The following is a 26225-nucleotide window of genomic DNA, read 5'->3' on the forward strand; positions in this document are numbered from 1 at the left end:
CGTCTCAATCACATGCGCGGGGGCCTCGTTGGTCATCCATCCTGCCGCACTCGCCCTGCCGCATGCACTCGTGGAGTGGGTCACCATGCTGATCACCATCCGTGAGAGGCGACCGGCGATGCAAGCTCCGTCCGTCCCAGCATGCGATGGTGGCACTGGTGTACCTGCGTGAACACACCACTCCGGTGAAGACCGCCGCCGGGTTCGGGATCAGCGAGTCCACCGCCCATGCTTACACGAGCGCAGTCGTCGACCTGCTCGCCGTTTGGTGGCCCCGCAACGGGGCTCCCGGCCTCCGGGCTCGGCATGACTTCCCCCACTCCAGCCCGAGGCTGCGTTCAGCTCCGCCAGTGGGATCTCCGTGGTGCCCGGCACCAAGCCGGAGAGTCGTCGCTCGCCCGAACCCTTGACGCGGCGATTGAAACGTTTCTAGCGTACGTGCAACAGCTTCCGTCAGCGTGAATCTGATTCACATGGCTGAACTCAATGTGCCCGTCTCCGGTTGGAGATCGGCATCGTCGTCCTGGCGGACTCAACGACAGTTAGAGACCATATGAAGATCGTCGACGTCAGTGTCACGCCTCTCGCCTTCGGCGACCCACCCCTGCTCAACAGCACAGGCGTGCACGAACCGTTGGTGTTGCGCTGCGTGGTGCAGCTGCACCTAGAGGACGGCACCGTCGGCCTGGGCGAGTGTCCCGGCGGGCGGGCGGAGACCGAGCGTCTGCAGGCCGCGGCGGAAGCGGTGCGTGGCCTCGACGTCTTCGCCACGGAACGTGCGCGCCGCACCGTGCACGACGCGCTGCGCGCCGACACGACGCGTGTCGAGGAACGGGACTCGGCATGGTCACCTCTTGAGGTCTCCATGCTGGACGCCCAGGGAAAACTGACCGGCCGCTCAGTCAGTGATCTGCTGGGCGGGGCGGTCCGCGAGGCGGTGCCGTACAGCGGCTACCTCTTCTACAAGTGGGCGCAGCACCCCGCGCTCGACGGACGCCAGGAGCCGGCCGACGACTGGGGTGCAGCGCTCGACCCGGACGGAGTGGTCCGCCAGGCGCGCAGGATGATCGACCGGTACGGCTTCGGCTCCCTCAAGCTCAAGGGCGGTGTCTTCCCGCCCGATCAGGAGATCGCCGCCGTCCGCGCGCTCGCCGGCGCCTTTCCCGGGCTTCCGCTGCGGATCGACCCCAACGCGGCATGGACCGTGGATACTTCCCTCACGGTGGCCCGCGAGCTGGCCAGCGTACTCGAATATCTGGAGGATCCCACTCCGGGCATCGAGGGGATGGGAGAGGTCGCGCGCGAGGCGGGCATGCCGCTCGCGACCAACATGATCGTGTCGAATCTCGCGCATGTCCGGCCGGCCATCCAGCACGACGCGGTCCAAGTGCTGCTGCTCGACCACCACCTCTGGGGCGGACTGCGTCGCAGCCGTGAACTGGCCGTGCTGTGCCAGGCGTTCGGCATCGGTCTGTCCATGCACTCCAACTCCCACCTGGGCATCAGTCTGGCCGCGATGACCCATCTCGCGGCCACCGTGCCCGAGCTCACCTACGCCTGCGACACCCACTACCCATGGAACGCCGAGCACGACGTGGTCAAGCCCGGGGCCCTGCGGTTCACCAAGGGGAGCGTGCCAGTGCCGACCGGTCCCGGCCTGGGTGTCGAGCTCGACCACGAAGCCCTCGACCGGCTCCACCGCGCCTACGTGGAGTCCGGCCGTGAACGCCGGGACGACACCGCCTACATGCGACGCGTGGACCCGGCCTACGACCCAGCACTGCCCCGTTGGTGACCCCGGGAATGCCTGCCGTGACCTCCGCGCCCTCCCCCGCGCGCCTCGAAGCCTGCCTCTGGCTCACGCCGAAGATCTTCGACGACCTGACCGACCCGGAGCCGGGCATCGAAGCCTTCTTCGACCACCACGCGCACTGGGCACAGGACCGGGATCTCACCCTGGTCTTCTGCGCGGGCAACGGCGACCACATCCTCAACTACACCGGCCGTCGCGACGAACGCTTCGACTGGGCCCGCTACAACTGCTACGCGGCCGACACCCAGGAAGGCGGTCCCGCCGGGATCGCCCGCAGACACAACGCCGACTGGCTGGAACGCGTACGGGAAGGAGGGGAGCGCTCGTTCAACCCCTACTCCGCGGGCCCGATGTTCACCCTGTCCGAGCAGCCCATGGACTACGACGTCCTCGCCGGGGTGTATACCACGGTGCGACGGGTCGCCGAGCGACGTGGGCTGCGAGTGCGCCTGCTCGAATACCTGGAGCCCGGCCCCGAGTTCTGCCGCAGCGAGTGGAAGACCGCGCGCCACCCCGAGGTGTCGTCGGCCTCCGCGGACGTCGGCGGGCACATGGTTCCCGGCGTCATCGACGTCACGCTGCCGCTGGTCGCCGACCCGCGCCCGTACCGGGCCTTCCCCGAAGGCGTTCCGGCCGGCGTGCTCGCCGGTGACTTCGTAGCGGCCCAGACCGCCGCGTTCGTCGACGACTTCGGGCTCGACGGGGTGATGCTCGGCAACCAGTTCGGCCTGCTCGGTTTCTGGCATCCCGACAACGCTCCGAAGCTGACTCCCGAACGCGTCGAGGGCATCGCGCGCTTCTTCGTCCAGGTGCGCGAGCGGATGGGCGAACGGCTCGTGTACTGGATGGACACGTACTGGCGCACGGAGGTCGAGCGCGCGACATGGGGCATGACCGATGCCTGTTATGCCGCGCTGGACGCCGTCCTCGTGTCCACGTTCGCGGTCCTCGTCGAACGGACCGAGATCGTGCCCAACCTACTGAGCAAGGCGGCCCTGTCCGACGGCGGGACAGGCGGACCGAGGGTCCTGTTCGGCCTGGACTTCGTCGACCCCTGGTACTGGTACCGGACCCATCTCGACGACCGGCGGACTTACCTCTACCAGCGGGATGTGCTGCGGCAACACGGCGCACGGCTCGACGGCGTCTCGTTCTTCGCCAACGACACGTTCGGCCACTATGTCCCCATCGCCCGCCTCGACGAGACCCTCGACGCCGTGCGATGCGCGGACGCCCTGGGCTCAGCCCGTGCCCCTGGCCAGGGAAGGACACTTCGATGAGCGACATCCACTAGCCGCCCCCCACTGACGGCTCGCTCACCCGCATCACGCGGCGGCGCACCGCGTCGGTCTCGTGGCCGGCGGACTCGGCGCGTACTGGCCGCAGTTTCCCGGTCCGCTCGACCAACTCCGCGCTTCCGCACGGTTCGTGAGGAGCCGCTTCGAGAACATGCGCTGCGAGGTCGTCGGCGCGGGCGTCCGAGAAGCTCCGCGTGGCCGACTGCGACCTCGTGGTGACGTATCTGACGGCCTCGATGGTGCTGCCGATCGCACAGCGCACCGGTCCTGGTCATCGACCTCCAGCTGACGAAAGCCACGGACCACGCCACGACCGGCCCCGGCGACCGGCTCGCGTACTGCGGTCAGTGCCCGTTGCCCGAGACCGCCAATGTGTTCCGGCGCGGCGGCATCCCCTTCCGCTCCGTCTCCGGACATCTGTACGACGACAACGCCTGGGCCCGCATCGGACGTTGGATCTCCGCCGCAGCCGTGCGCGGCGTGCTGCGTTACGGGCGGCACGGCCTGATGGGAAGCCTCTATCCCGGCATGCTCGACGTCTCGACCGACATGACGCTGATCTCCACTCAACTGGGCGGCCACATGAGGGTGTTGGAGTTCGACAACCTTCGCGTACGGGACGCCGCCGTGTCCGAGAAGGAGGTGGCGGAGCGGGTCGCCCTGGCCCGCGAGGTGTTCACGCTGGACGCGTCTGTCGACGAGGACGACCTCGGCCGGGCTGCCCGGGTCTCCCTCGGCTCGACCGCCTCGTCGAGGACTTCGCGCTCGATAGCGGCGCCGACTACCACCGCGGCCTGGACGGCGAGATCCACGCACGGCTCGGCGCCGGCATGATCCTCGACGCCTCGCTGCTGACCGCGCGGGGTATTCCGGTCACGGGCGAGTACGAGCTGCGCACGAGTCTGGCGATGCTCGTCGCCGACACGCTCGGCGCGGGCCGCTCCTTCACGGAACTGCAGGCGCTCAACTTCGAGGACGGCGTGGTGGAGATGGGGCACCACGGCCCCGCCCATCTCGCCATCAGCGCCCGCGATCCCCTGCCGCGGCGGCTCGGCGTCTACCGCGGCAAGCGGGGCTACGGCGTGAGTGCCGAGTTCGACGTCCGGCACGGCCCCGTCACCACGTTCGGCCTCGGCCAGGAGGCCGACGGGACCTTCGTGCTCATCGCGTCCGAGGGCGAGGTCGTCCTCGGCCCACTCCTGGAGATCGGCAACACGACCTCCCGCGTCGACTTCGGCTTCGACCCGGGCAAGTGGACGGACGCCTGGTCGGCCAGCGGCATCGGCCACCACTGGACGCTCTGCACGGGCCACCGGGCGAAGGAACTGCGCGCCACCGCGGACCTGCTCGGCCTGCCCTTCCGCACCTGACACGGGCGAACGTCCTCTGAACGCGCCGGTACCCCGGGCGGTCGGCCCGCCCGGGGCACCACGCTTCCTACAGCGCGATGCTGATGGTCCCGTGGTCGGACAGGTTGGTCAGGTTCATCTGTGCCAGGGTCGTGGCCGGCGCCGAACTGCCCGGCATCTGCACGTTGTGCAGGACGACTCCGTCGATGGGCGCGCCCGGCTGGCCATTGATGCGAGCCGGGGTGGTGCCGGCGTTGCGCACCTTGATGTCGGTCAGCGTGACGCCGTTGACCGCTCCGACGCCGAGGGTGTTGCCGGTCCACAGCGCGAGCCAGGTGCGGTTGCCGTCGTTGGTGTAGCTCAGGTTCTCGATGTCGATGTTCTCGAAGCGGATCCCGGTGGCAGACGCCGCACCATATTTGTGGTGGACACCGATGCCAACCGCCGCGTCATGCACGACGACGTTCTTGAACGTGACACCGGACTGGGGCTGGATCACGCCCTGGCCGACCTTGACGCCGTAGCAGTACGTCCACGAGACGAGATCATCGAAGACAACGTTGTCCAACGGCCTGGGATCGCCGGGGATCTGGCGGAAGAGATCGGTGTCGGCGGCCCAGGTCTTGGTGCTGAACGGGTCGTCGAGGCCGATGCCGATGGCGTGGGTGACGTTGACGTTCGTCGACTCCATGACGTCGATGCCGTCGTTCTCGCCCATGTCGAACCGGTTGAACATCTTGATGTTGGTGAAGCTCATGTCGGAGGACCGTGTCGGCATGATCGCCCAACTGCTGGACTCCCGGAAGGTGATGCCGTCCACGCGGAAGTTCTTCGTGTAGATGGGGGTCAGCAGGTTCACGCCGAGGTTGTCGGGCGCGAGCGACGCCTGGCCGTTCCCGTCGATGATGCCTCGGCCGTAGATCGAGATGTTCTCGGACGAGTATCGGGTGGACAGGAACCAGGTGATGTCGCGGCCCTGCGAGTCCTTGTGCCAGTGGACGTCGTAGTGGGCGCGCTCGCCCGTGTAGCGCAGGACAGCGCCGGGTTCGAGGTAGAGGGCGAGGTTGCTGCGCAGGTAGAGGGTGCCGAGCGTGTAGACCCCGGCGGGTACGTACACGGTTCCCTGCCGGCCGTTCGTCGAGCCCCAGGCCGCGGCGTCGTTGAGCGCTGTCTGGAACGCCGCGGTCGAGTAGCCCGATCCCGGCGTGGCGTTGTAGGGCGCGCTTCGTACATTGAAGACGCCGGTTCCCGAGGAGGCCGGCCGGTTCGTCTCCGCGGGGTCGATGGCGATGACGAGCTTGGGTCGGCCGTCCAGCCGCACGATGAGGTACTCGTCGTTGGACACCGTGAACTTCAGGGTGGGGCCACTGATCGTGCCCGTGAGGTTCAGTTTGACGGGGCTGATCGAATACGACCCGATCGCGGTGTTGTTGACTTTCGTGAGGGCGAGTTCGGCACTGCCGCCGCCGATCGCGAACTGGGCGATGTCGTAGCCCGGGTAGTGCGTGATGGGCACGTTCTGCCCGTTGGCGGTGAGCCGGTAGTCGGTGGATGCTGCGTAGATCGACGGCACGGGGTACACGTGCACCGCGGCTGCCGCCGCCTGCGAGGTCTGCGGCACTCCCACGACCGCGGCGACGGTCGCGAAAGCCGCGAACAGGGCGAGGAGAAGACGAGTCGCCGCCGGACGGCGTCTTCTCGGCGGACTGCTGCGAACTGGGTTTTCGAATCGTTTCATCACGAAACTGAACGACCCTCCCGGACAGGCCCTGGGGTCAGGGCGTGGGAAAGCCGGACACGCGGAGGCATCGCCGCACTGCGGCGGGCGTGGTCCGGCGGAGGACGAGTCACGCTAGCGGAAGTATTCGTCCATGTGAACTGTCTTCACGTAGCCGGATATTGGGGCAGCTCACACCGGGTGGTTCGCCCCCCGACCCGCAGATGCCTCGCCGTGCGCCCGCGCAAGTAGGGCCTGGTGAGGGCTTGCTGACGACCCTTCATCTCCCTATGAAGACAACGTTGTCAACATAATCAAACATTTCCCGCACGACCGTTGACCGGGCTTGAGGGCGCTCCCTAGTGTGCGGGCATCGTTCACAGCCATGAATCGATTCATACCCATGAAAGGAGCCGCAATGCGCCCAGCCTCCTCCCGCGTCCCGGTCACGCTTCTCGCCCTGGCCGGTCTGTGTGCCGGTCTCACCGCCTGCAGCTCGGGCGGCGACGGCGCGTCGAGCGCCGACGGCCCTCTCGAGGTGTGGACCCGCAGCGCCCCGGCGCCGGCCGCCACGTACAAGAAGGTCTTCGCCGCCTTCACCAAGAAGACCGGCATCAAGGTCGACTACAAGCCCGTCATCGAGTTCGACAAGCTGCTGCAGGCCCGCGCCTCGTCCAAGGACCTCCCCGACGTCTTCATCAACGATGCGGCCTCGCTGGGCACTTACCAGTCGCAGGGCCTTCTGCTGCCCATCGACCCCTCGTCCGTCGCGGGCAACAAGAGCGTCTCCGCCGCCAACTGGGGCTACGCGAAGGGCATCGACGGCAAGACCTACGGAGTGCCCTTCTCCCGCCAGGCGTTCAACACGTACATCCGCAAGGACTGGCTGAAGAAGCTCGGCCTCCCGGTCCCGAAGACCTGGGACGACCTCACGAAGGTGGCGACCGCGTTCGCCACCCGGGACCCCGACGGCGACGGCAAGGCCGACACCTACGGGATGGTCGTGCCGGGGTCCACCGAGCGCGGCTATCTCGCCTGGTGGGCGGCCTCATACATCTGGCAGGGCGGCGGCGACTTCATCAAGAGGACCGGCGACGGCAAGTACCAGAGCGTCATCGACTCCCCGGGCACGGCCAAGGCCGTCACCTGGATCAAGACGCAGTTCTGCACCAAGGGCAACGTCGAGCCCGGCGCCCTCACCTCGACGACGTCCACGGCCACGCACTTCCACGAGGGCGCGGCGGGCATCACCCTGACCGGCCCCTACATGATGTCGGGGTTTGACCAGCAGCTCGGCAAGGACAAGTACGAGATCATCCCCACCCCGAAGGGTCCCTCGGGCACCAGCACCACGCTGGCCGAGGGCGAGACGATCTACCTCGGCGCGGGCTCCAAGAAGAACGCGGAGCAGAAGAAGCTCGCGGAGTTCCTCATCACGCCCGAGGCGCAGAAGATCGCGATGACCAGTGACACCACCACCCAGCCGGTCGTGCGCCTCCCGGTCAACACCTCGCTCGACGCGGCCACGGGCCACGGCGACCCGCGGTGGAAGACCGCGCAGCAGCAGTACGACGACGACTCGCGCGCCTTCCCGCAGGACATCGACTTCACCGCGGTGAAGCAGGCCGTCGCCGAGGACCTGAACAAGATCCTCGCCTCCTGCGGCAGCGACAACATCGCCTCCGGCCTCAAGCAGCTCGGCAAGGACGTCACCGCCGAGCTCGAGAACCAGGACCTGACGTGACGGCGCCCGTGATCGCACGTCCCCCCTCGAAGACGAAGGACACCGCGTCGGTACGGCGTCCGCGGCGCACCCTCGACGCGCTGCGCAGACGGGGCCGGCGGTCGCTGCTGCCCTGGCTGTTCCTGGCTCCCGCGCTGCTGCTCGCGGTGTACTTCAAGTTCATCCCGATGTTCAAGGGCATCCGGATGAGCCTGTACAAGGTTCAGCCGTTCCTCGGCGACCAGTGGGTCGGCTTCGACAACTACCGCAAGGTGCTGGAGGACGAGCGCTTCCGGGACGCGATCGGCCACACCCTACTGCTCGGCGCGGGCGGGACCTTCGGGTCCATCGCCCTCGGGTTCCTGCTCGCGCTGCTCCTCGAAGGGCAGGGCCGCACCCTGTGGCTGCTGCGTTCGGCGGTGTTCTTGCCGGTGGTCACGGCCACCGCGGTGGTCGGTGAGATCTGGCGGCTGCTGTACTCGCCGACGGCGGACGGGTTCATCAACAACCTGCTGGGCTTCCTGGGCGTCGGCCCGCTGCCGTTCCTCGACAGTCCGGACAGTGCCCTGTGGTCCGTGATGGGGGTGAGCGTCTGGATGGGCACCCCGTACAACATGGTCATCCTGCTCGCCGGCCTGGCCGGGGTGGACCGTTCGCTGTACGAGGCGTCCGCCATCGACGGCGCCTCGACGCTGCAGCGCATCCGCCACATCACGTTGCCCGCGCTGCGGCCGGCGATGACCATCGTCCTGACGCTGGCCGCCATCCGCAGTCTGCGCAGCTTCACCGAGGTGTACGTGCTGACCGGCGGCGGCCCCGCGGGCTCCACCGAGGTGTGGATGACGAGGGTGTTCTCGCTCGGTTTCGAGCGCAACGACATGGGCGTCGCCTCCGCCGCCTCGATGCTCCTGCTGGCCGTGACCCTGCTGCTCACGCTCGGCGTCAACTACTTCCGGCGAAAGGGCGACCGATGAGCGCGCCTTCCCTTCCCCGCACCCACTCGCCGCGGCTGTCCCGGCAGGGCACGGACAGCGCCCGGCTCGACACGGCGCTCGGCTGGACTCCGCGGCTCGGCCCCGCGCTCGTGCTGCGGGTCGTGCTGTGCGTGCTGGTCCTGTTCTTGTTCGCCGCCCCGTTCGTCACCATGCTTAGCGGCGCCTTCGACGCGGGGGCCCGCTCCACCGCGCTGTCGCTCTTCCCGAGTCACCCGACGCTCAACAACTTCCGGGTTGCCCAGAGCCGGGACCTGTGGGGCTATCTCACCAACTCGCTGGTCATCGCGGGCGGTGGGCTGCTGCTGCAGATGGTGGTGTCGGTGTTCGCGGCCTATGCCCTGGCCCGGCGCCGCTTCCGGGGCTCCGCCGTGGTCATGTCGCTGTTCCTGCTCACCATGATGCTTCCCGAGGAGGTCATCGCCGTTCCGCTGTCGCTGGTCATCGGTGATCTGCCGGTGCTCCATGTCAGCCTCAGGGGCACGCTGTTGGGGGTGATGCTGCCGGTCGGCATCTGGGGTTTCTCCATCCTCGTGATGACCGAGTTCATGAAGGAGATCCCCAAGGAGATAGAGGAGGCCGCGCGCCTCGACGGCGTCGGGGAGTTCCGGATGCTGTGGCAGATCGTTCTGCCGCTGTGCCGGCCCGCCCTCGGGGTGATCGGGATCTTCGGGTTCCTCATGATCTGGGACCAGTATCTGCTGCCGCTGATCGTCGCCAACGACCCCGGCGACTACACGCTCACCGTCGCCCTGTCTGTCATGCGAACCGACCCCGTCGTGGGCCCCGGCGCACTCCTCGCGGGCGCTCTCGTCGCACTGGTCCCGAGCCTGATCGTCTACTTCTGCCTGCAGAGTTCCATGATCCGCGGCATCACCGCGGGTGCGAGCAAGGGATGAACACCTCTCCATGAACCTCTCCGGAGTCCTCTTCTTTCCGGTCACCCCCTTCGCGCCCGACGGGGCCGTCGACCAGGAGGCGCTGGCCATCCACATCTCCCAGGGAGTGGGCGCCGGGGCGGGCGCCGTCTTCGCGGCCTGCGGCACGGGTGAGTTCCACGCCCTCTCGCCCGAGGAGATCGGCGTCTGCGCCCGCGTCGCCGTGACGGTCACCGCGGGACGCGTCCCCGTGGTCATCGCCGCAGGCGGTCCACCGCCGGTGGTGCGTGAACAGGCGCGGCGGATACGGGAGTCAGGCGCGGACGGCGTCCTGCTCCTTCCGCCCTACCTCGTGCAGAGCCCCCAACAGGGCCTGGTCCGCTACGTCGAGGAGGCGGCGCGCGCGGCCGGTCTCCCGGTCATCGTGTACCAGCGGGGCAACGCGGTCCTCACCCCGAGGACCGCGACGGCCCTCGCGGGGATACCCGGTGTCGTCGGCCTCAAGGACGGTGTCGGGGATCTGGAGTCGCTGCACAGGATCGTGCGGGCGATACGGGCCGAACGCGCCGAGTTCCAGTTCTTCAACGGGCTGCCCACGGCCGAGATGACGATGCACGCCTACCGGGGGCTCGAGGTGTCGCTGTACTCCTCGGCCGTCTTCGCCTTCGCGCCGGAGATTGCACTCGCCTTCCACCGCGCGTTCACCGGCGGCGACGAGGAGACACAACGCGTTCTCCTGGACGAGTTCTACGCCCCGCTCGTCGACCTGCGCGGTCAACAGCCGGGCTACGCCGTGTCGTTGGTCAAGGCCGGGGTCCGCCTCCGCGGCCTCGACGCCGGCGGCGTCCGGGCGCCGCTGATGGATCCTGCGGCCGAGGATCTCGACCGGCTGGAGAAACTCCTCGACCGCGGACTGCGCCTCGTGGCCGCCTGAGTCACCGAACCGCCGCCGCCCTCGCCGAAGGACCATCACCATGGCACCCGATCTGACCGCCTTCCTCGACGACCTGCACACCGAGTTCGACCCCGGGACCGGGATGCCCTGGTCCACCCCCACCACCCCCGGCTACCACACCCGCATCCCCCAGGGCAGCCGTGTCCACGAGACCCGGCTCGCCGCCGACTACGCCCTCGGGCTGCTCCAGTCCGGCACCGACGAGCACGTCGAGCGCGCCCACACCGTGCTGCGCGCGCTCCTCGCCGAGCAGGACACCGACCCGATATCGAAGCACTACGGCCTGTGGGGCTGGTTCCTGGAGGAGCCCGCGGCGCGGATGGCACCGGCCGACTGGAACTGGGCGGATTTCATCGGGGCCCGCCTCGCCCAGATCGAGGTGAGGCACGGCGAGCGACTCCACCCCCGGCTCCGCCTGGACCTGTGCACGGCACTGCGGCACGCGGCGCTCGCCGTCTTCCGCCGCAACGTCCCCGCCGGCTACTCCAACATCGCTGTGATGGGAGCCGTCGTCACCGCCGCGGCCGCGGAACTGACAGCGGACAGCGGCCTGTTGGACTACGCCCGGCGCCGCCTGGCCTCGGTGCTCGAACTGACCGAACGCCAGGAAGGAGAGTTCACCGAGTACAACTCGCCCCCGTACCACTTGGTGATCATCGAGGAGCTCGACCGCGCCGCGCTGATCGTGGCGGACGACGCGTTCCGCGCCACGGCCCGCGCCCTGCACGAGCGCACCTGGGCGACGCTCGCCCGCCGCTTCCACCCCGGCACCGGACAGATCGCCGGACCGATGAGCCGCGCGTACCACGACCATCTCGACGAGGAGTCAACCGACTTCCTGACCGGCTCACAGCACCGGATCCTCGTCCCGGCCCAGCCCCGCCCGGCCGATGTGAAGGCCCGCTTCAAAGCGCTGCCCCTCGAACCCCACGAGGTCACGACCCGGACCGGCGGCACCACGTGGCTCACGCAGGACGCCTGCCTCGGTTCGGCTCCCGAGGCCATCGCCTGGACCCAGCGCCGCCCGCTCCTCGGATACTGGCGCACCCCCGAAGACCCCGCCGTCGTCCTGCGGGCCCGAGCCCTGCTCAACGGCCGCGACCTGGCCGCCGCCTGCTGCCGCCAGACCCAGCACGGGGCCAGGGTCCTGTCGGCCTGGTGGCTCCTGTACGACGGCGGCGACTTCCATCCCTCCCTCGACCGGCCCGAAGGCAGCGTGTACACCGTGCGGGACCTGCGGATCGCGGTGACGCTGAGCGGGCGCGGCGTCGTGTGCGAGGACCTGGGCGACGGCCGGTTCGCGCTCGGTGCGGGCGGGTTCCGTGCCGTACTCACCGTCGCGCCGGGCGAGTTCAGGGGACGCGCGGTTTCGTGGCAGCCGCACGTGTCCGACGGGGAGGTTGGTGTCCAGGCCGTGCTGCACGAAGGCGTCGAGGAGCAAGTCGACTTCCACGAGGCACCTCTTCGCCTGGCCTTCGGCCTTGAACTGGCGGCCGCCCGACAACTCCCGTCCGCCGATGCGCTGGCCTGGTCCAGCCGCTCTGACGGTCAACTCCAGTGGATGTGGGGCGACTTGACCGTCAGGACACCCGCAGCACCCACTCTATTTCGGCAGCCCTGAGGAATCTGGAGAGGGGATACGTCCTGAGGTGAGCACCTGCCAACGGCCCTGCCGTAATGACCACCACCGCAACCGGGCTGATCGTCATTCCCCGACTGGACGCACGCAAGAAGCGAATCGGGGAGGCCGGGGCCGGTTCGGCTCCCTCCGCGGCACGGACCGGCTCGATCGGTCCGTGGCGAATGGACCGCCTGCGGCTCGTGGTCCGGTGGGCGGGGGTCAGCCGTGTCCTTCGGCCGCCAGCTTCCGGGCGTAGGCGATCGTCTGCTGCGGAGCGGTACTCATGAACGCGCGTCGCTGGTCCAGGAGGGTGCGCTCCTCCGGGCTGTTGTGCTCGACACCGGGGATCTCGGTCTGCGAGATGATTTCGAGCAGCAGTTCACCGTCGTCGTCCGTGGTCACCAGCTGCGTGATCGTCCCTCGCTGCCAGCCTTCGAAGAAGTCCACCACGACCAGCCGCCGGCCGTGGAAGCTGACGCGGGCCGTGGACTCCCGGCCGTCGTCGAGAACGGTCCGGCGAGTCAGCCGGTCCCCCTGGTCGCCGAGGATCTCGAAGCGGTGTCCCGGCGGGACGAGGTCGGGGTCGTTCGTCGTGCTGGCCCGTGCGCGTCGGACCAGGGCCGCGTAGACCTGTTCGGCGTCCAGTCTGGGCTCGCGCGGATCTGCGTTGACGGGCGCCTGGGCCTTGATGGTGAACATGTTTGCTCCTCGGTGTCAGTGCGAGACGCACATCGGTGCGGCTGCCTCCGGCTGCCTGGCGGTGAACGCTGGCGACCGGCTTCCGTGTCCGCGTCACGAGAGCGGGCGATCTCACGGGGGAGAGCGTGGGGACGGGCCCGGAAGCATCGTCGCAGGACCGGCCCTGGCGCCCGCTCCGTCACTGGCAGGATCAGAACGGTTCGTTGAGAATGCTCTCCGTCTTTCTCATCCGGTCCGGCAGCACGTCCCGCAGATGTGCGACGGCGTGCGGCAAGGTCGCGGCGGTGATGGCCATCTCCCCGACAAGGATCTGGTGGGAGACGTCCTGGACGAGTCCCACCCGTCCGCGGCGACGTTCCATGAACGACTCCAGGGCGGCGCCCACGGCGCGGTCCGGTACGTCGAGTTCCTCGGCGAGGACGACGGCGTCCTCCAGAGCCATGGCCGCACCCTGCGTGAGGTGAGGGGCGCAGGCGTGCGCGGCGTCGCCGAGTACGATCACCCGGCCCTTGAACCAGGGGGAGGGCAACAGCACTTCGCTGAGCGGGCTGTAGACCACGGCGTCGGACGCGGTGATGGTGTCGCGCAGTTCGCCGATGAGCCCGCCGTAGCCGGCGAGGCGCTCGACGAGAAGCTCGGCCTTGCGCTCCTCGGGCAGCTGGGGGTTGCCGGGTTCGGCGGTGACATGCAGCAGGTACATGCTGTCGTCGCTGAGCGGGATGACACCCGCTTTCGTCCCGTCGCCCTGGAACAGCGTCGTGTGCGTGACATCCGCCGGCCGGGGCATGGTCAGACGCCAGACCGAGTATCCGGTGAAGACAGGCTCGTGACCGGTGCCGTAGAGGCGCCGGCGCAGTCGTGAGCGCAGTCCTTCGAAACCGACCACCAGGTCGTACGTCTCCGTCCCGCCGTCGGAGAAGGTGACGTCCGCCCGTTCTCCGGTGTCGACGAGGTCTTCGATCGTCGATCCGTAGATGATCCTGGCCCCGGCCCGCTCGGCCGCCGCACGGAGAGGGCGGTGGAGTTCGCGTCGGGAGAGGGCCGTGTTGGCGGGAACGTCACCGCCGAGGGCGGAAGGGCAGTCGACTATGTGGCCGCCCTGCCAGTCGTAGAAGGAGGTGCGGTCGTAGGAGAAGCCGGCCGCGAGCACCTCGTCGAGGATCCCGAGTGTGCGCAGCGCCCGCAGGGAGTTGGCGGGCTGGTTGATGCCGACGCCGAGCACGTCGGAGTTCGGGCGCAGCTCCACGACGTCGACCTCGACACCGCGCCGGGCGAGGGCGGTGGCGGCTCCGAGCCCGCCTATGCCCGCCCCGCTGATCAGGACTCTGGTCACCTGCATGTCCGCCGCCTCACGTCATTGTGGTTCGAGCACCGTGACGGTATGGCGCCGGTCACAATGTTCAAAGCGATTCCTTTCGATGCCTGAGATCGATGCCATTGATGCAAGGAGATCGGTGTGGGGTTGGACGGAGTGGATCTGAACCTCCTGCTGGCACTGGACGCGCTGCTCGTCGAGCGCAACGTGACGCGGGCGGCCGAGCGCATGTACGTCGGACAGCCGGCGATGAGCGCGTCCTTGGGGCGGCTGCGCAAGCACTTCGACGATCCGCTGCTGGTCCGTGAGGGCAGGGCACTGGTCCCCACGCCCCTGGCACTGTCCCTCGCCCCGCTGGTCCGTGAGGCGGTGGCGGCCTCGGAGGCGGTGTTCAGGCGGTCGCGGGGGTTCGATCCGCTCACCGACCGCCGCTCGTTCACCATCATGGCCAGCGACTACGTCACCCTCATCCTGCTGCGCCCCCTGCTCGCGAAGCTGGCCGAGGAGGCGCCGCTGCAGCGGGTGCACGTCCTTCCGGTGCAGAGCGACTTCGCCGAGCAACTGCGCAAGGGCGACATCGACCTGCTGGTGCTGCCGACCGAGATCGCCGGGTCCCTGGCCGTTCCGCACCGCCATCTGTTCAACGACCGCTATGTCCTGATCGCCGACCCGGACAACGACGCGGTGGGGCCCACGGTCGACGCGGACCAGTTCTCCCGGCTGCCCTACGTCGCCTACAGCGCCGGCCCGCTCCCCTCGATCGCCGACGCCCAGCTGGACGCGCTCGGCATTCAGCGGCGGGCCGAGGTGAGCACCCAGAACTTCGTCATCGTCCCCTTCCTGGTGACCGGGACCCGCTTCGTCTCCCTCGTGCACGAGAAGCTGGCCCGCCACTTCGCAGGACAGGTCCGGCTGCGGGTGCTGGAGGCTCCCGCTCCGCTGCGTCCGGTCAGCGAGGCGCTGTTCTGGAGCCCGCGGAACACTCACGACCCGGCGCACACCTGGCTGCGGGAGCGGATCACGGAACTCGCGGCCGACCTGTAGATCGCTGGCATCGATACACCGCATCGACAGCAATTGTTTTTGATGCCGGTCGACCGTACGTAACGTCGAATCGCGCTCACAAGGATGTGCGGCGTACGTCCCACGCTGGAGCAGCCTTCATGGACTTCTCGACGTCCCCGCACTCGCCGATCACCCACCTGCGCCACGTGGCCATCGCCGTGCCCGACTACGAGGCCGCGGTCGAGTTCAACGGCGGGGTGTGGGGCCTGCAACGGGTCGCGGACGACAGGAACGTCTCCTTCTTCGCCGCGGCGGGCAGCACCGAGCAGTACATCCTGCGGGTGCGGCACGCGCCGGAGAAGCGCCTGGACCTGATCGCGTTCGGTGCCGAGAACGCGGCTTCGGTCGACGCCCTCGCGGAACGTCTCGTCGCCGCCGGTGTCCGCATCGACCGTGAGCCCGCCGAACTGGACACGCCCGGCGGGGGGTACGGATTCCGGTTCTTCGACCCCGAGGGCCGTCTCATCGAGGTTTCCTGTTACGTCGAACAGCGCGCCGCACGCCTGCTGGAGCCGCGCGAGTCGATACCGCGCAAGCTCAGCCACGTGGTGATCAACAGCACGGACATCGCCGCCACCAAGGCGTTCTACGAACGGCATCTGGGGTTCCGGCTCTCCGACTGGCTGGAGGACCACATGTGTTTCCTGCGGACCCGGGCCGACCACCACATCCTGGCGATCAGTTCCGGACCGCATGTGGCGCTCAACCACATCTCCTTCGAGATGCGCGGCATCGACGAGTACATGCGCGGCTCCGGCCGTCTCATGCGGCACGGCAACGAGCCGCTGTGGGGCCCCGGCCGGCACGGCGCGGGCGACAACACCTTCACCTACTTCCTGGACCCGGGCGGCAACGTCGTGGAGTACACGACCGAGCTGGAGAAGATCCACGACGACGAGAGCTGGGTCCCGCGCCGCTTCGAAGCGACCCCCGAGGCCGCCGACCAGTGGGGCACGGGCGGCGTGATCACCGACGCGATGATCCCGGCGATGTTCAACGAACCCGACAAGGGGCTGTGGACCCCCTCCCCGCTCTGACCGGGGCCGGGCCGAAGCACATCCCTTGAGGAGGAGCCGCAGTGAGCACGGTCCGTCATGATGTCCCCGCCCTCGCTCCGCCCCGCACCGAGGAGGTGAGCGACGGAGTGTTCGCCTACATCCAGCCCGACGGGAGCTGGTGGATCAACAACACCGGCTTCCTGGTCGGCCGGCGCGGGGTGATCAGCGTCGACTCCTGCTCCACGGTCCGTCGTACGTGCGCCTATCTGGCGGCCGTCGCCGCGGTCACTCCGCAGCCCGTGCGCACGCTGATCAACACTCATCATCACGGCGACCACACCTTCGGCAACCACCTCTTCGCCGGCGCGACGATCGTCGGGCACGAGGCCACCCGCGGGGGAATCCTCGACTGGGGCGAACCGAAGTCGGCGCCGTTCTGGACCGAGGTCGACTGGGGTGACGTCGTCCTCGAACCGCCCTTTCTCACTTACACGGAGTCGGTGACCGTCTGGTCTGACGAGTTGCGCGCCGAGGTGTTCCACGTCGGCGGCCCCGCCCACACGACGAACGACTCGGTGGTGTGGCTGCCGGAGCGGCGGGTGCTGTTCAGCGGTGATCTGCTGTTCAACGGCGGCACCCCCTTCCTCGTCCAGGGATCGGTCGCCGGGGCGATCCGGGTCCTGGAGGAGGTCGTCGGGCCGCTGGGGGCAAGGGTCATCGTGCCCGGCCACGGCGGTGTCGTAGGACCCGAAGTGATCGACGAGACGCTCGGCTACCTGCGTTTCGTCCAGGCCGCCGCCCGTGACGGACTCGCCGCCGGACTGGCCCCTTTGGAGACCGCCCGCGAACTCGACCTGGGCGGATACGGCGAGTTGCTCGACCCCGAGCGCATCGTCGGCAACCTCCACCGCGCCTACGCCGAGGTGGAAGGCGGTCCGCTCGGCCGCCGTATCGACGTCTCCGCCGCGCTCGCCGACATGGTCGCCTTCAACGGCGGTCGACCTCTTTCCTGTCTCGCCTGAACCTCCGCGGAGCCGCCATGACCGCCGTCATCACTGTCGCCCCCACCGGACCGATCGCCACCAAAGCGGACCATCCCGGGCTCCCCACCCAGCCGGAGGAGATCGCCGCGGCCGTCGCCGAGGGTCACGCGGCCGGTGCCGCCGTCGCCCACATCCACCTGCGCGACGAGCGCGACCGTCCCACCGCCGACCTCGCCGTCGCCCGGCGGACCACGGACCTGATCCGCGAACGCTGCCCCGTGCTCGTCCAGTTGTCCACCGGCGTCGGACTCGACGTCCCCTTCGCCGAACGCGAGGCACTGGTCGAACTCCGGCCGCGCATGGCCACGTTGAACCCCTGCTCCATGAGTTTTGGCGCCGGAGAATTCCGAAACCCGCCCGACGGGGTGCGGCGCCTGGCCGCACGCATGCGCGACCTGGGGGGTGAAGCCCGAGCTGGAGATCTACGACACCGGCCACCTCGACGCCTGCCTGCGCCTCCTCGACGACGGACTGCTGGTCGAACCACTGCAGTTCAGCATCGTGCTCGGGGTACGCGGCGGCATGGCCGCGACGGAACGGAACCTGATGGCCATGGTCGACCGGCTCCCCGAAGGTGCCGTCTGGCAGGTGATCGCCATCGGCCGGGCCAACCTCCGCCTCACCGCGATCGGCCTGGCCCTGGGCGGAAACGCCCGGGCCGGCCTGGAGGACACGCTCTACCTCCGCAAGGGCGAACTGTCCCCCGGCAACGAACCCCTGGTCAGCCGCGCCGTGCGGCTGGCACACGCGTTGGACCGTCCGGTGGCCGACGTCGGCCGGGCCGAGGCCCTGCTCGGTCTCGGCGAACTGTAGAGGAGCACATGGTGATCGAGATTTTCCCCGGCAACTACTCCTGGAACTTGGCGGTCAACATCGCCCTGAACACCGGGGCGCACATCACCGAGGCAGCCGAGGCATGCGCGGCGGTGCTGGAGGCTTCGGACGAGGGGGAGGACTCCGGTACCGAGCAGTTCTTCCGGTCCTGGACGGCGCTGGCCGACCGACTCGTGGAGCGCGCCGAGGAGGCGGAGTCCGAGGGGTACGCGCTCACCGCTGCCTCCCTGTTCGCCCGGGCCTCGGTGTACTACCTGACGGCCGAGCGGCTGCAGAGCCGCCACTACACCCCGCGCCAGGACGCCTACCGCAGGATGCTCGACTCCTTCGAGAAGGGCATCGTGCACGGCCGGCAGAACTGCGTGAAGGTCGAGATCCCCTACGAACACACCAGCCTTCCCGGCCTGTTCGTCGCCGCCGAGGGAGTCACCGGCCCGGCACCGTGCATGGTGCACTACAACGGCCTCGACAGCACCAAGGAGATGATCCACGGCTCCGGCATCGCCCATGAGCTGGCCCGGCGTGGCATCTCGACCCTGATCGTCGACCATCCCGGTACCGGCGAGGCGCTCCGCCTGAGGGATCTGCCCGGGCGGCACGACAGCGAGCACTGGTCGGCCTTCTGCGTCGACTGGCTGGAGGACCGAAAGGACGTCGATCCGGAGCGGATCGGGGTCATGGGCTGGTCATTGGGCGGCTATTACGCCCCTCGCGCCGCCGCTTTCGAAAAGCGGTTCAGCCTGTGTGTCGCCTGGGGCGCCAACTACAACTGGGGCGAATTGCAGAAGCGCCGCCTCGCCCGTGAGGGCAGTCGGCCTGTCCCGCACTACTGGGACCACGTCCAGTGGGTGTTCGGAAAGCAGAGCCTTGAGGAGTTCATGGCTTTCGCGCCGAGCATGAGTCTCGTCGGCGTGACCGAGGAGATCAGAGTTCCCTTTCTGATCACCCATGGCGCGGGCGACCGCCAGATTCCCCGTGAATACGCCGTCGCCCAGTACGAGACGGCCGTCAACAGCCCCCGGCGCGAACTCAAGTGGTTCACCGAACGCGAGGGAGGCGTCGAGCATGTCAGTGCCGACAACATGCCGACCGCCACGGCGTTCATCTCCGACTGGGTCGCCGACACCCTGTGAACGGACGCGGACCGACGGCACGGCACCGGCCCGCTCATTCCCACTCGCTGAACCGCAGCCAGGCCAGCACGGTGGCGGTGTCCCCGCTCTCGAGCACGGGAGGGGCGGCGACATGGTGGGTCTCCTCGAACCGCCGGCCGGCGTCGAAGAGCGAGGCCCACACCGCCCGCGCGCACTGGCCGACCTGGTGGCCCATGCGCTTCAGGTCGGCATGGCCCACCGTCCTCGACAGCGAGATCGCGGCCAGGGCCCGTCCCGCACCGCGCAGCGGCGCCGCGACACAGGTCACGCCGTCGAAGCACTCCTCCCGGTCGTACGCCACACCCTGCGTCCGCACTCCGGCCAGCTCGGCGCGGAGGGAGTCGCCCCTGGCGACGGTCGCCCGGGTACGCGGCGCGAGGTCGCCGGCGAGCAGTTCCTCCACGGTGGTCGCGTCGCCGTAGGCGAGGAGGGCCTTTCCCGCCGCCGTGCAGTGGGCGGGCAGCCGTGCGCCGACCTGGTAGCCGATCGACGAGCGCCGTGGGTCGCCGATCTGTTCCAGGTACAGGACGTCTCCCTTGTCCAGCACGGACAGATGAGCCCAGTGGCCGGTGGCCTGGTGCAGCGAGATCAGGTGCGGCAGGGCGGCGCGCCGCAGCCGGTTGTGGTGGGAGGCGAAGGCGCCCAGTTCCAGCAGCCGCAGGCCCAGGTAGTACTTGCGCCCTTCCTTCCCGAGCCAGCCGATCTGGACGAGTTGGTCCAGCAGCCGGTGCACGGTCGTCTGCGACAGCCCCGAGTGGCGCACCACGTCGGTGAGGCCGAGGGCGGAACGCTGCCCCTCGAACGCGCTCAGGATCAGTGCCGCTTTCTCCAACAGCGGCAGTCCGGAGGGATCCGTGTCAGACGCCATGAACGCTCCCGATGTCCGGAGGCCGGTCTTTCCGCTCACCGGAAGAATACACACTTTCCGGTGAGCGGAAGAAATGCAGTTCACGGTGTATGTGAAATCCGTAGTCTCGCCAACAGCCCGCCTGGACAACTCGGTTCGACGGGCAAAAGCCTCCAGTCACAACGACGTTCTTGGAGAAGGCATATGAGCGAACAGGACGTACGCGCGGCGGTCGCGCGGATTCTCCCCGCGATCCGCGAACGGGCGGCCGACGCCGAAGCACGGTGCTGTGTGCCGGAGGCCACGATCAAGGAGCTGGCGGAGACCGGCTTCTTCCGGCTGCTGCAACCACGGCTCCACGGCGGTCTCGGCGCCGATCCGGTCGTGTTCCTGGACTGTCTGCGACAGCTCGGCCGCGCCTGCGGATCCACCGGCTGGGTGGCCGGCGTACTGGGCGTCAACGCCTGGCAGTTGGCCCTCTTCGCGCCCCGGGCGCAGGAGGATGTCTGGGGGCCGGACCCCGAAGCACGCATCTGTGTGTCCCTCGCGCCCGTCGGCCGGGTGACCCAACGCGCCGACGGATACCGGCTGTCGGGGCGGTGGAGCTTCTCCTCGGGGAGCGACCACGCCGACTGGGCGATGGTCGGCGCCATCGTGCGCGACGGCCAGGGCGCACCCCTGGAGATGCGCACCTTCCTGCTGCCCGGCTCCGACTACCGCATCGACCGAGTGTGGGACACCGTGGGCCTGCGTGGCACGGGCAGCAACGACCTGGTCGTCGACGACGTCTTCGTCCCGGCGCACCGGACCCTGGGCGCCGCCCAGATCGCCGACTGGAACCGGCCGGGCCACGCCGTGAACCCCGAGCCCGTGTACCGCCTCCCCCTGGGTTCCCTGTTCACCTCGTCCATCTCGGCACCCATCGTCGGGATGGCGGAAGCCGCCTACGAGGCGTACCTCACGGCGATGCGGACCCGGGTCCGCGTCTCCGGCGGCGGTCCCGTCGCCGGGGACCCCTTCGCGCAGGTCCGGGCCGGCCGGGCGGCGAGCGAGATCGACGCGGCCTGGCTGCAGCTGAGCCGCAACATCGCTGATCTCCACGACTGGGCCAAGCGCGGGGAGAAGCCCCCCATGCGGCTGCGCACCCGGCTGCGCCGCGACCAGGTGCTCGCCACCGAGCGGGCGGTGACGGCCGTCGACCTTCTGATGGAGAACGCGGGCGGGGGCGCGATGCGCACCGGGGACAACGTCCTCCAGCGTGCCTGGCGCGATGTGCACACCGGCCGCGGCCACATCACCAACGACCCCGAGAAGGCACTCGTGCTCTTCGGCCGGGAGGCGTTCGGCCTGGACGTCAGCGACCCGATGCTGTGACACCCCCGACGACGAACGGACCCCACTCGACTCCCTTACAGGAGGGATCATGACCGACCAGATCACCGGGCCAGGCCCCGGTCGCGCCATCGACCAGCACGAATTCCGCGCCACCATGGGGCACTTCGCCTCGGGGCTGACCGTGGTGGCGGGCCTCGACCCGACGGGCCGGCCCATCGGCCTGGCCTGTCAGTCCTTCTCCTCGCTCTCCGTCGAGCCGCCGCTCGTGCTGGTCTGCATAGGCTTGGGATCGACGAGTTGGCCACGGCTGGAGCCCACCGGCCGGTTCGGCATCAGCATCCTCGCGCAGGAGCAGCAGGATGTCTGCTCCGCACTCGGGCGGCCCTCCGAGGACAAGTTCGCCTCGATCCCCTGGCGGGCCGGCGAGAGCGGATCAGTCTTCGTCGAGGGCGCGCTGGCCACCGTCGACTGCCGGATCGCCGCCATCCACGAGGCCGGGGACCACCGGGTCGTCATCGGCAGGGTGATGGACCTCGAAGTCCACGAGAACGGCGCGCCGTTGCTGTTCTACCGCGGCTCCTACAGCAAGGGAGCGTTCTGAGCCATGCCCGAACTCGCCCCGTTCACAGGCCCGTTCGCGCTGGGCACTTTCTCCTCCGGCGATACCGCACCCTTTCCCGGACTGGTCGTCGACGGCCTCGTACTCGACCTCAGCGCGCTGCCCGCACCACTCGGCGCGCCCACCACCCGCGCGCTGCTGGAGGACTGGGACCGGGCCCTGCCGATCCTGCGCCGCCTCGCCTCGCGTACGGACGAAGAGACATGGCTGCCGCTCGCGCGACTCCGCGTCCATCCGCCCGTGGAACCACGCCAGATCCTCCAGGCGGGCGCCAACTACCGTACGCACGTGGTCGAGTTGACCCTGGTCCATCGTGCCGCCGACGACTCCCGCACCGAGGCCGAGGCCCGCGCCGCGGCGCATGCCGAGGTCGACCGCCGCGCCGCTGAGGGCGAGCCCTACGTCTTCACCGGCCTGCCGTCCTCGCTCACCGGCGCCTACGACGACCTGCCGCTTCCCGGGTGGTCCGAGCAGGTGGACTGGGAACTCGAACTCTGCGCGGTGATCGCCCGGCCCGCCTACCGGGTTGGCACCGAGGAGGCGCTCGGCCACGTCGGCGCCTACACCATCGCCAACGACATCACCGCGCGCGACGCCGTGTTCCGCACCGACCTCGGACCGATCGGCGTCGACTGGCGGCGCGGCAAGAACCTGCCCGGCTTCACCCCGCTCGGCCCGTACCTCGTCCCGGCGGACCACATCGGCGGCCCCGACGATCTCCGCGTCACGCTGCGGCTCAACGGCGAGGTGAAGCAGGACGAGTCCACCAAGGACATGCTCTTCGACGTCGCCAGGCTCGTCTCGTACGCCTCCCGGACCACCCAACTCCTGCCCGGAGACCTGCTGTTGACGGGAAGCCCCGCAGGCAACGGCATCCACTGGGGTCGCCTGCTGAGGGACGGCGACGTCATGGAGAGCACCATCACCGGGCTCGGCGGCCAGCGCACCCGATGCGTCGCCGAACAGAACCGAAAGGACACCCCATGACCCAGCGCCTGCTGACCCACCTCCGCCACGTCGACCTCGCCGTCCCCGACTACGACCGTCAACTCGCCTTCTACACCGGCCCGTGGGGACTCGTCCCGGTGACCGAGGACTCCGGCATCTCCTTCCTGGCCGCCGAAGGGTCGCCCGAGCAGTACGTGGTGCGGCTGCGCAGGGCCGAGGAGAAGCGGCTCGACCTGATCTCCTTCGGCGCCGCGACCCGCTCCGACGTGGACACCCTTGCCGAGCAACTCCTCGTAGACGGCGTCCAGTTGGTCTCCCGCCCGGACACGCTGGCCACCCCCGGCGGCGGCTACGGCTTCCGGTTCTTCGACATCGACGGCCGTACGGTGGAGGTCTCCGCCGAGGTGGAGACCCGCACCCACCGAAGGATCGAGGAGCGGGAGGCCATTCCCGTCCGGCTCTCGCACATCGTGGTGAACTCCTCCGACATCGGCGCGACCCGCGACTGGTACGAACGCCACCTCGCGTTCGCGCTGTCCGACGCGATCGGCTCTCCGCGCACTGGCGACCTCATGAACTTCATGCGGATCAGCTCGCAGCACCACACCCTGGGCATCGCCTCAGGCCCGCACACCTCGGTCCACCACGTCTCCTTCGAGATGCGCGGCCTGGATGAGTTCATGCGCGGCACCGGGCGGCTGCTGCGGGCCGGCGCCCGAATGACCTGGGGACCCGGCCGCCACCTCGCCGGGGACAACACGTTCTCCTACTTCCTCGACCCGCACGGCAACACGGTCGAATACACCACGGAGATGGAGGAGTTGGACGAGGACACCTGGCACCCGCACAGCTACACCTTCATGGACGAGGAAGTCAGCGACCAGTGGGGCACGGCGAACCCCATGAACGAGGTCGTCGCCAAGGAACAGCACAACGACGTCGACCCCGGCGTGTTCGTGGCACCGCCCGTCTGACCCGACGCCACACCCGCGCCCGCCGTCCGCCCCGCGCCCCTGGAGCCGACATCCATGAAACTCATCGCGCTGGAAGAGGCGTTCGCCCTTCCCGACACCCTGGCCCGAAGGCCGCTCACCAAGACCTCGACCTCACACGAGCTGCTCGACCTGTGGAACCGCCGCCTGGTGGACTTCACCGAGGAACGGCTGCCACTGATGGACAAGCACGGCATCGACGTACAGGTCCTCTCGCTGACCGTGCCGGGCATCCAGGGACTGACGGATCCCGGCGAGGCCGTAGCCGAGTCCCGTCGCGCCAACGACTTCCTGGCCGAGGTCATCGCCCGCCACCCGGACCGCTTCAGGGGGTTCGCCGCCGTACCCCTGCAAGACCCCCAGGCCGCCGCGGCGGAACTCGAACGGGCCGTCACCGTCCTCGGGTTGAGCGGAGCGCTCGTCAACGACCATACGGGCGGCCACTATTACGACGAACCGCGCTTCGACGTCTTCTGGGACAAGCTCGCGGAACTCGACGTCCCCCTCTACCTGCATCCCGGGGCGCCACCCACCGATCAGTGGCATCTCCTGAAGGGGCGTCCCGAACTGGTGGGACCGCTGTGGACCTGGGGCGCCGAGACTGCGGGGCACGCCCTGCGGCTGGTCCTGGGCGGGGTCTTCGACCGTCACCCGCGGGCCCGGCTGATCCTCGGTCACATGGGCGAGGGCCTGCCCATCCAGCTGTCCCGGCTCGACTCGCGGTACGCCTGCCAGAGTGACCGGCCGCTGCGCCGAAGCCCCTCCGCGTACTTCGGCGACAACATCCGCGTCACCGTCAGTGGCGTCTGGTCCCACGCGGCCCTGGTGGGTGCCGTCGAGGTGCTGGGCGTCGACGCCGTCATGTTCGCCGTCGACTATCCGTACGAGTCGACGGAGACGGCCGTCGAGTTCCTCCGCTCCGCCCCTCTCGGCACCGAGGACCTGGCAAAGATCGCCCACCTGAACGCCGCCCGCCTGCTCCACCTGCGCTGAAGGGAGGCCATGCCTAGCGCGACCGTCCTCTCGATGGACCCGGACGTGGGCGACCTCGACCAGGGCGATCTCCTCATGGAAGGGAGCCTGATCAGCGCCGTCGGTCCCCGGATCGAGGCCGCCCATGTCGACGAGGAGATCGACGCGACCGGGTTGCTCTGGCGGCAGTCGGTCAGTCCATGGAACGGCTTGGTCGAAACGGAATCCCAGGACGCCCTTTCCGGCGCCCCATCATGCGGAGTGTGTCGCCATCCTCGAACCGGCCGCGAAGGGCTCCTGACCTGCGGTTTTGCCCATGCATGTTTTGTGTAGTGTGGGCGGTACGGGCGATATCTTGACGCCGAGATGACGCCCGTGACGCTCGTTCTGATGGAGTGTCAGGCTGCTTGCCGGGCAGATTAGGCTCTGCGAGTCGGAGGGTCATCAAGCCAGGCACTTGGCAGCTTCAGCCGGGGCTGGGGGTGGCGGACTGGGGGTTCAGCAACGGGCCGTGGCGAGCAGGTCACTTCGTCGACACCTCGGCCGCCCAGCACGCTTGCTCTGGGCCCGCCGATAGGGTGGGCGGCCTGGGAGCGAGGAGGAAGACGATGGCGCTGACCACGTCGCTGGCCGGCCGGGTCCGGAACACGAATCTGCCGAAAAGCCATGCCCTTCTGCCGCTCCTGGAGGCCGTGGTCAACGGCATCCAGGCGATCGACGCCCGGTTCGGCGACGAGATGGAGCCCGGTCGCTTGAGCATCAGGATTCGGCGCAGTCGGCAGGAAGCACTCGACTTCAGCCACGTCGGCCCAGGGCGTGCGGCGTTGAAGCCCATCGTCGGCTTCAGCGTCGAGGACAACGGAGTGGGCTTCACTCCGGAGAACATGACATCGTTCGAGACGCTGGACAGCAACCACAAGGCCGACATGGGCTGCCGCGGTGTGGGGCGCCTGCTCTGGCTTAAGGGCGTGCAGAGAATCAACATGCGGATTTGATCTCGCGTTGGACGGCTTCCGGGGTGAGGAAGGCCGCCACGTCCGCTGGTGTGCGGAACCTCG

The 26225-nt window shown here is 68.9% G+C and carries 25 protein-coding genes and 2 pseudogenes; 23 read left to right on the forward strand and 4 right to left on the reverse strand.

Features of this window, described 5'->3' with window-relative positions; all coding sequences use genetic code 11:
* Positions 1–28: 28 nt before the first annotated feature.
* The 5 genes and pseudogenes from ACWCPY_RS39755 to ACWCPY_RS39775 form a co-directional block, all read left to right on the forward strand.
* Positions 29–296: pseudogene (locus ACWCPY_RS39755) on the forward strand (helix-turn-helix domain-containing protein); the annotation flags it as partial.
* Between the two features lie 257 nt (positions 297–553).
* Positions 554–1795: a glucarate dehydratase family protein gene (locus tag ACWCPY_RS39760; RefSeq protein WP_451273543.1), complete on the forward strand. Its 1242-nt coding sequence runs from the start codon at positions 554–556 to the stop codon at positions 1793–1795.
* Positions 1796–1812: 17 nt separating this feature from the next.
* A complete protein-coding gene (locus tag ACWCPY_RS39765) occupies positions 1813–3093 on the forward strand; it encodes a hypothetical protein (RefSeq protein WP_451273545.1) in 1281 nt (426 codons plus the stop codon).
* A gap of 372 nt (positions 3094–3465) precedes the next feature.
* On the forward strand, positions 3466–3945 hold the full coding sequence (locus ACWCPY_RS39770; RefSeq protein ID WP_451273547.1) for a hypothetical protein: 480 nt from the start codon (positions 3466–3468) through the stop codon (positions 3943–3945).
* Positions 3942–4481, forward strand: coding sequence for a hypothetical protein (locus ACWCPY_RS39775; RefSeq protein WP_451273549.1), 540 nt, complete (start codon positions 3942–3944; stop codon positions 4479–4481). The genes ACWCPY_RS39770 and ACWCPY_RS39775 overlap by 4 nt, the downstream gene beginning before the upstream one ends.
* A gap of 67 nt (positions 4482–4548) precedes the next feature.
* Here the strand turns inward: ACWCPY_RS39775 and ACWCPY_RS39780 are convergent, their stop codons facing one another.
* Complete coding sequence (locus ACWCPY_RS39780) at positions 4549–6198, reverse strand: glycosyl hydrolase family 28 protein (protein ID WP_451273551.1); 1650 nt, start codon at positions 6196–6198, stop codon at positions 4549–4551.
* 397 nt (positions 6199–6595) lie between these two features.
* Here ACWCPY_RS39780 and ACWCPY_RS39785 point away from each other — a divergent pair, with 397 nt between their 5' ends.
* Genes ACWCPY_RS39785 through ACWCPY_RS39805 form a run of 5 tightly spaced genes read left to right on the forward strand, consistent with a single transcriptional unit; the run spans position 6596 to position 12346 of the window.
* Positions 6596–7921 carry an ABC transporter substrate-binding protein gene (locus ACWCPY_RS39785; RefSeq protein WP_451273553.1) on the forward strand — a complete coding sequence of 442 codons (1326 nt, stop codon included), beginning with the start codon at positions 6596–6598 and terminating at the stop codon, positions 7919–7921.
* A complete protein-coding gene (locus tag ACWCPY_RS39790; RefSeq protein ID WP_451273555.1) occupies positions 7918–8874 on the forward strand; it encodes a carbohydrate ABC transporter permease in 957 nt (318 codons plus the stop codon). The genes ACWCPY_RS39785 and ACWCPY_RS39790 overlap by 4 nt, the downstream gene beginning before the upstream one ends.
* Complete coding sequence (locus tag ACWCPY_RS39795) at positions 8871–9791, forward strand: carbohydrate ABC transporter permease (protein WP_451273557.1); 921 nt, start codon at positions 8871–8873, stop codon at positions 9789–9791. The genes ACWCPY_RS39790 and ACWCPY_RS39795 overlap by 4 nt, the downstream gene beginning before the upstream one ends.
* A gap of 10 nt (positions 9792–9801) precedes the next feature.
* Positions 9802–10704, forward strand: coding sequence for a 5-dehydro-4-deoxyglucarate dehydratase (locus tag ACWCPY_RS39800; RefSeq protein ID WP_451273559.1), 903 nt, complete (start codon positions 9802–9804; stop codon positions 10702–10704).
* Positions 10705–10744: 40 nt separating this feature from the next.
* On the forward strand, positions 10745–12346 hold the full coding sequence (locus ACWCPY_RS39805; protein WP_451273561.1) for a hypothetical protein: 1602 nt from the start codon (positions 10745–10747) through the stop codon (positions 12344–12346).
* Between the two features lie 219 nt (positions 12347–12565).
* On the opposite strand, the gene ACWCPY_RS39810 is transcribed toward ACWCPY_RS39805, so the two are convergent.
* Both ACWCPY_RS39810 and ACWCPY_RS39815 read right to left on the reverse strand, forming a co-directional pair.
* Positions 12566–13045: an AtaL-like protein gene (locus ACWCPY_RS39810; RefSeq protein WP_451273563.1), complete on the reverse strand. Its 480-nt coding sequence runs from the start codon at positions 13043–13045 to the stop codon at positions 12566–12568.
* Between the two features lie 190 nt (positions 13046–13235).
* Positions 13236–14384 carry an FAD-dependent monooxygenase gene (locus ACWCPY_RS39815; RefSeq protein WP_451273565.1) on the reverse strand — a complete coding sequence of 383 codons (1149 nt, stop codon included), beginning with the start codon at positions 14382–14384 and terminating at the stop codon, positions 13236–13238.
* Positions 14385–14501: 117 nt separating this feature from the next.
* On the opposite strand from ACWCPY_RS39815, the gene ACWCPY_RS39820 reads away from it, so the two are divergent.
* The 6 genes and pseudogenes from ACWCPY_RS39820 (at position 14502) to ACWCPY_RS39845 (ending at position 19433) form a co-directional block, all read left to right on the forward strand.
* Positions 14502–15404 (forward strand): LysR family transcriptional regulator, encoded by a 903-nt coding sequence (locus tag ACWCPY_RS39820; RefSeq protein WP_451273567.1) that lies wholly within the window; start codon positions 14502–14504, stop codon positions 15402–15404.
* 119 nt (positions 15405–15523) lie between these two features.
* Positions 15524–16462, forward strand: coding sequence for a VOC family protein (locus tag ACWCPY_RS39825; protein WP_451273569.1), 939 nt, complete (start codon positions 15524–15526; stop codon positions 16460–16462).
* A gap of 41 nt (positions 16463–16503) precedes the next feature.
* On the forward strand, positions 16504–17445 hold the full coding sequence (locus ACWCPY_RS39830) for an MBL fold metallo-hydrolase (RefSeq protein ID WP_451273571.1): 942 nt from the start codon (positions 16504–16506) through the stop codon (positions 17443–17445).
* Positions 17446–17462: 17 nt separating this feature from the next.
* Positions 17463–17786 (forward strand): annotated as a pseudogene (locus ACWCPY_RS39835) (3-keto-5-aminohexanoate cleavage protein); the annotation flags it as partial.
* A gap of 82 nt (positions 17787–17868) precedes the next feature.
* Complete coding sequence (locus tag ACWCPY_RS39840) at positions 17869–18279, forward strand: 3-keto-5-aminohexanoate cleavage protein (protein ID WP_451273588.1); 411 nt, start codon at positions 17869–17871, stop codon at positions 18277–18279.
* 8 nt (positions 18280–18287) lie between these two features.
* Positions 18288–19433, forward strand: a complete 1146-nt coding sequence (locus ACWCPY_RS39845; RefSeq protein ID WP_451273590.1) for an alpha/beta hydrolase family protein — start codon at positions 18288–18290, stop codon at positions 19431–19433.
* Positions 19434–19467: 34 nt separating this feature from the next.
* On the opposite strand, the gene ACWCPY_RS39850 is transcribed toward ACWCPY_RS39845, so the two are convergent.
* Positions 19468–20322 (reverse strand): IclR family transcriptional regulator, encoded by an 855-nt coding sequence (locus ACWCPY_RS39850; protein ID WP_451273573.1) that lies wholly within the window; start codon positions 20320–20322, stop codon positions 19468–19470.
* 183 nt (positions 20323–20505) lie between these two features.
* Between ACWCPY_RS39850 and hsaA the strand changes: the two genes are divergently transcribed.
* The 7 genes from hsaA (at position 20506) to ACWCPY_RS39885 (ending at position 26162) form a co-directional block, all read left to right on the forward strand.
* Positions 20506–21675 carry a 3-hydroxy-9,10-secoandrosta-1,3,5(10)-triene-9,17-dione monooxygenase oxygenase subunit gene (gene hsaA, locus ACWCPY_RS39855; protein ID WP_451273575.1) on the forward strand — a complete coding sequence of 390 codons (1170 nt, stop codon included), beginning with the start codon at positions 20506–20508 and terminating at the stop codon, positions 21673–21675.
* A gap of 49 nt (positions 21676–21724) precedes the next feature.
* Complete coding sequence (locus ACWCPY_RS39860; RefSeq protein ID WP_451273577.1) at positions 21725–22237, forward strand: flavin reductase family protein; 513 nt, start codon at positions 21725–21727, stop codon at positions 22235–22237.
* Between the two features lie 3 nt (positions 22238–22240).
* Positions 22241–23242 carry a fumarylacetoacetate hydrolase family protein gene (locus ACWCPY_RS39865; protein WP_451273579.1) on the forward strand — a complete coding sequence of 334 codons (1002 nt, stop codon included), beginning with the start codon at positions 22241–22243 and terminating at the stop codon, positions 23240–23242.
* Entirely contained in the window at positions 23239–24177 is a 939-nt protein-coding gene (locus ACWCPY_RS39870) for a VOC family protein (protein WP_451273580.1), read from the forward strand. Before ACWCPY_RS39865 ends, ACWCPY_RS39870 begins: the two co-directional genes overlap by 4 nt.
* 54 nt (positions 24178–24231) lie before the next feature.
* Complete coding sequence (locus ACWCPY_RS39875) at positions 24232–25188, forward strand: amidohydrolase family protein (protein WP_451273582.1); 957 nt, start codon at positions 24232–24234, stop codon at positions 25186–25188.
* Between the two features lie 33 nt (positions 25189–25221).
* Positions 25222–25500 (forward strand): hypothetical protein, encoded by a 279-nt coding sequence (locus tag ACWCPY_RS39880; RefSeq protein WP_451273584.1) that lies wholly within the window; start codon positions 25222–25224, stop codon positions 25498–25500.
* A 275-nt stretch (positions 25501–25775) separates the two neighbouring features.
* Positions 25776–26162, forward strand: coding sequence for a hypothetical protein (locus ACWCPY_RS39885; RefSeq protein ID WP_451273586.1), 387 nt, complete (start codon positions 25776–25778; stop codon positions 26160–26162).
* Positions 26163–26225 lie beyond the last annotated feature (63 nt).

Source organism: Streptomyces sp. NPDC002403 (assembly GCF_053593015.1).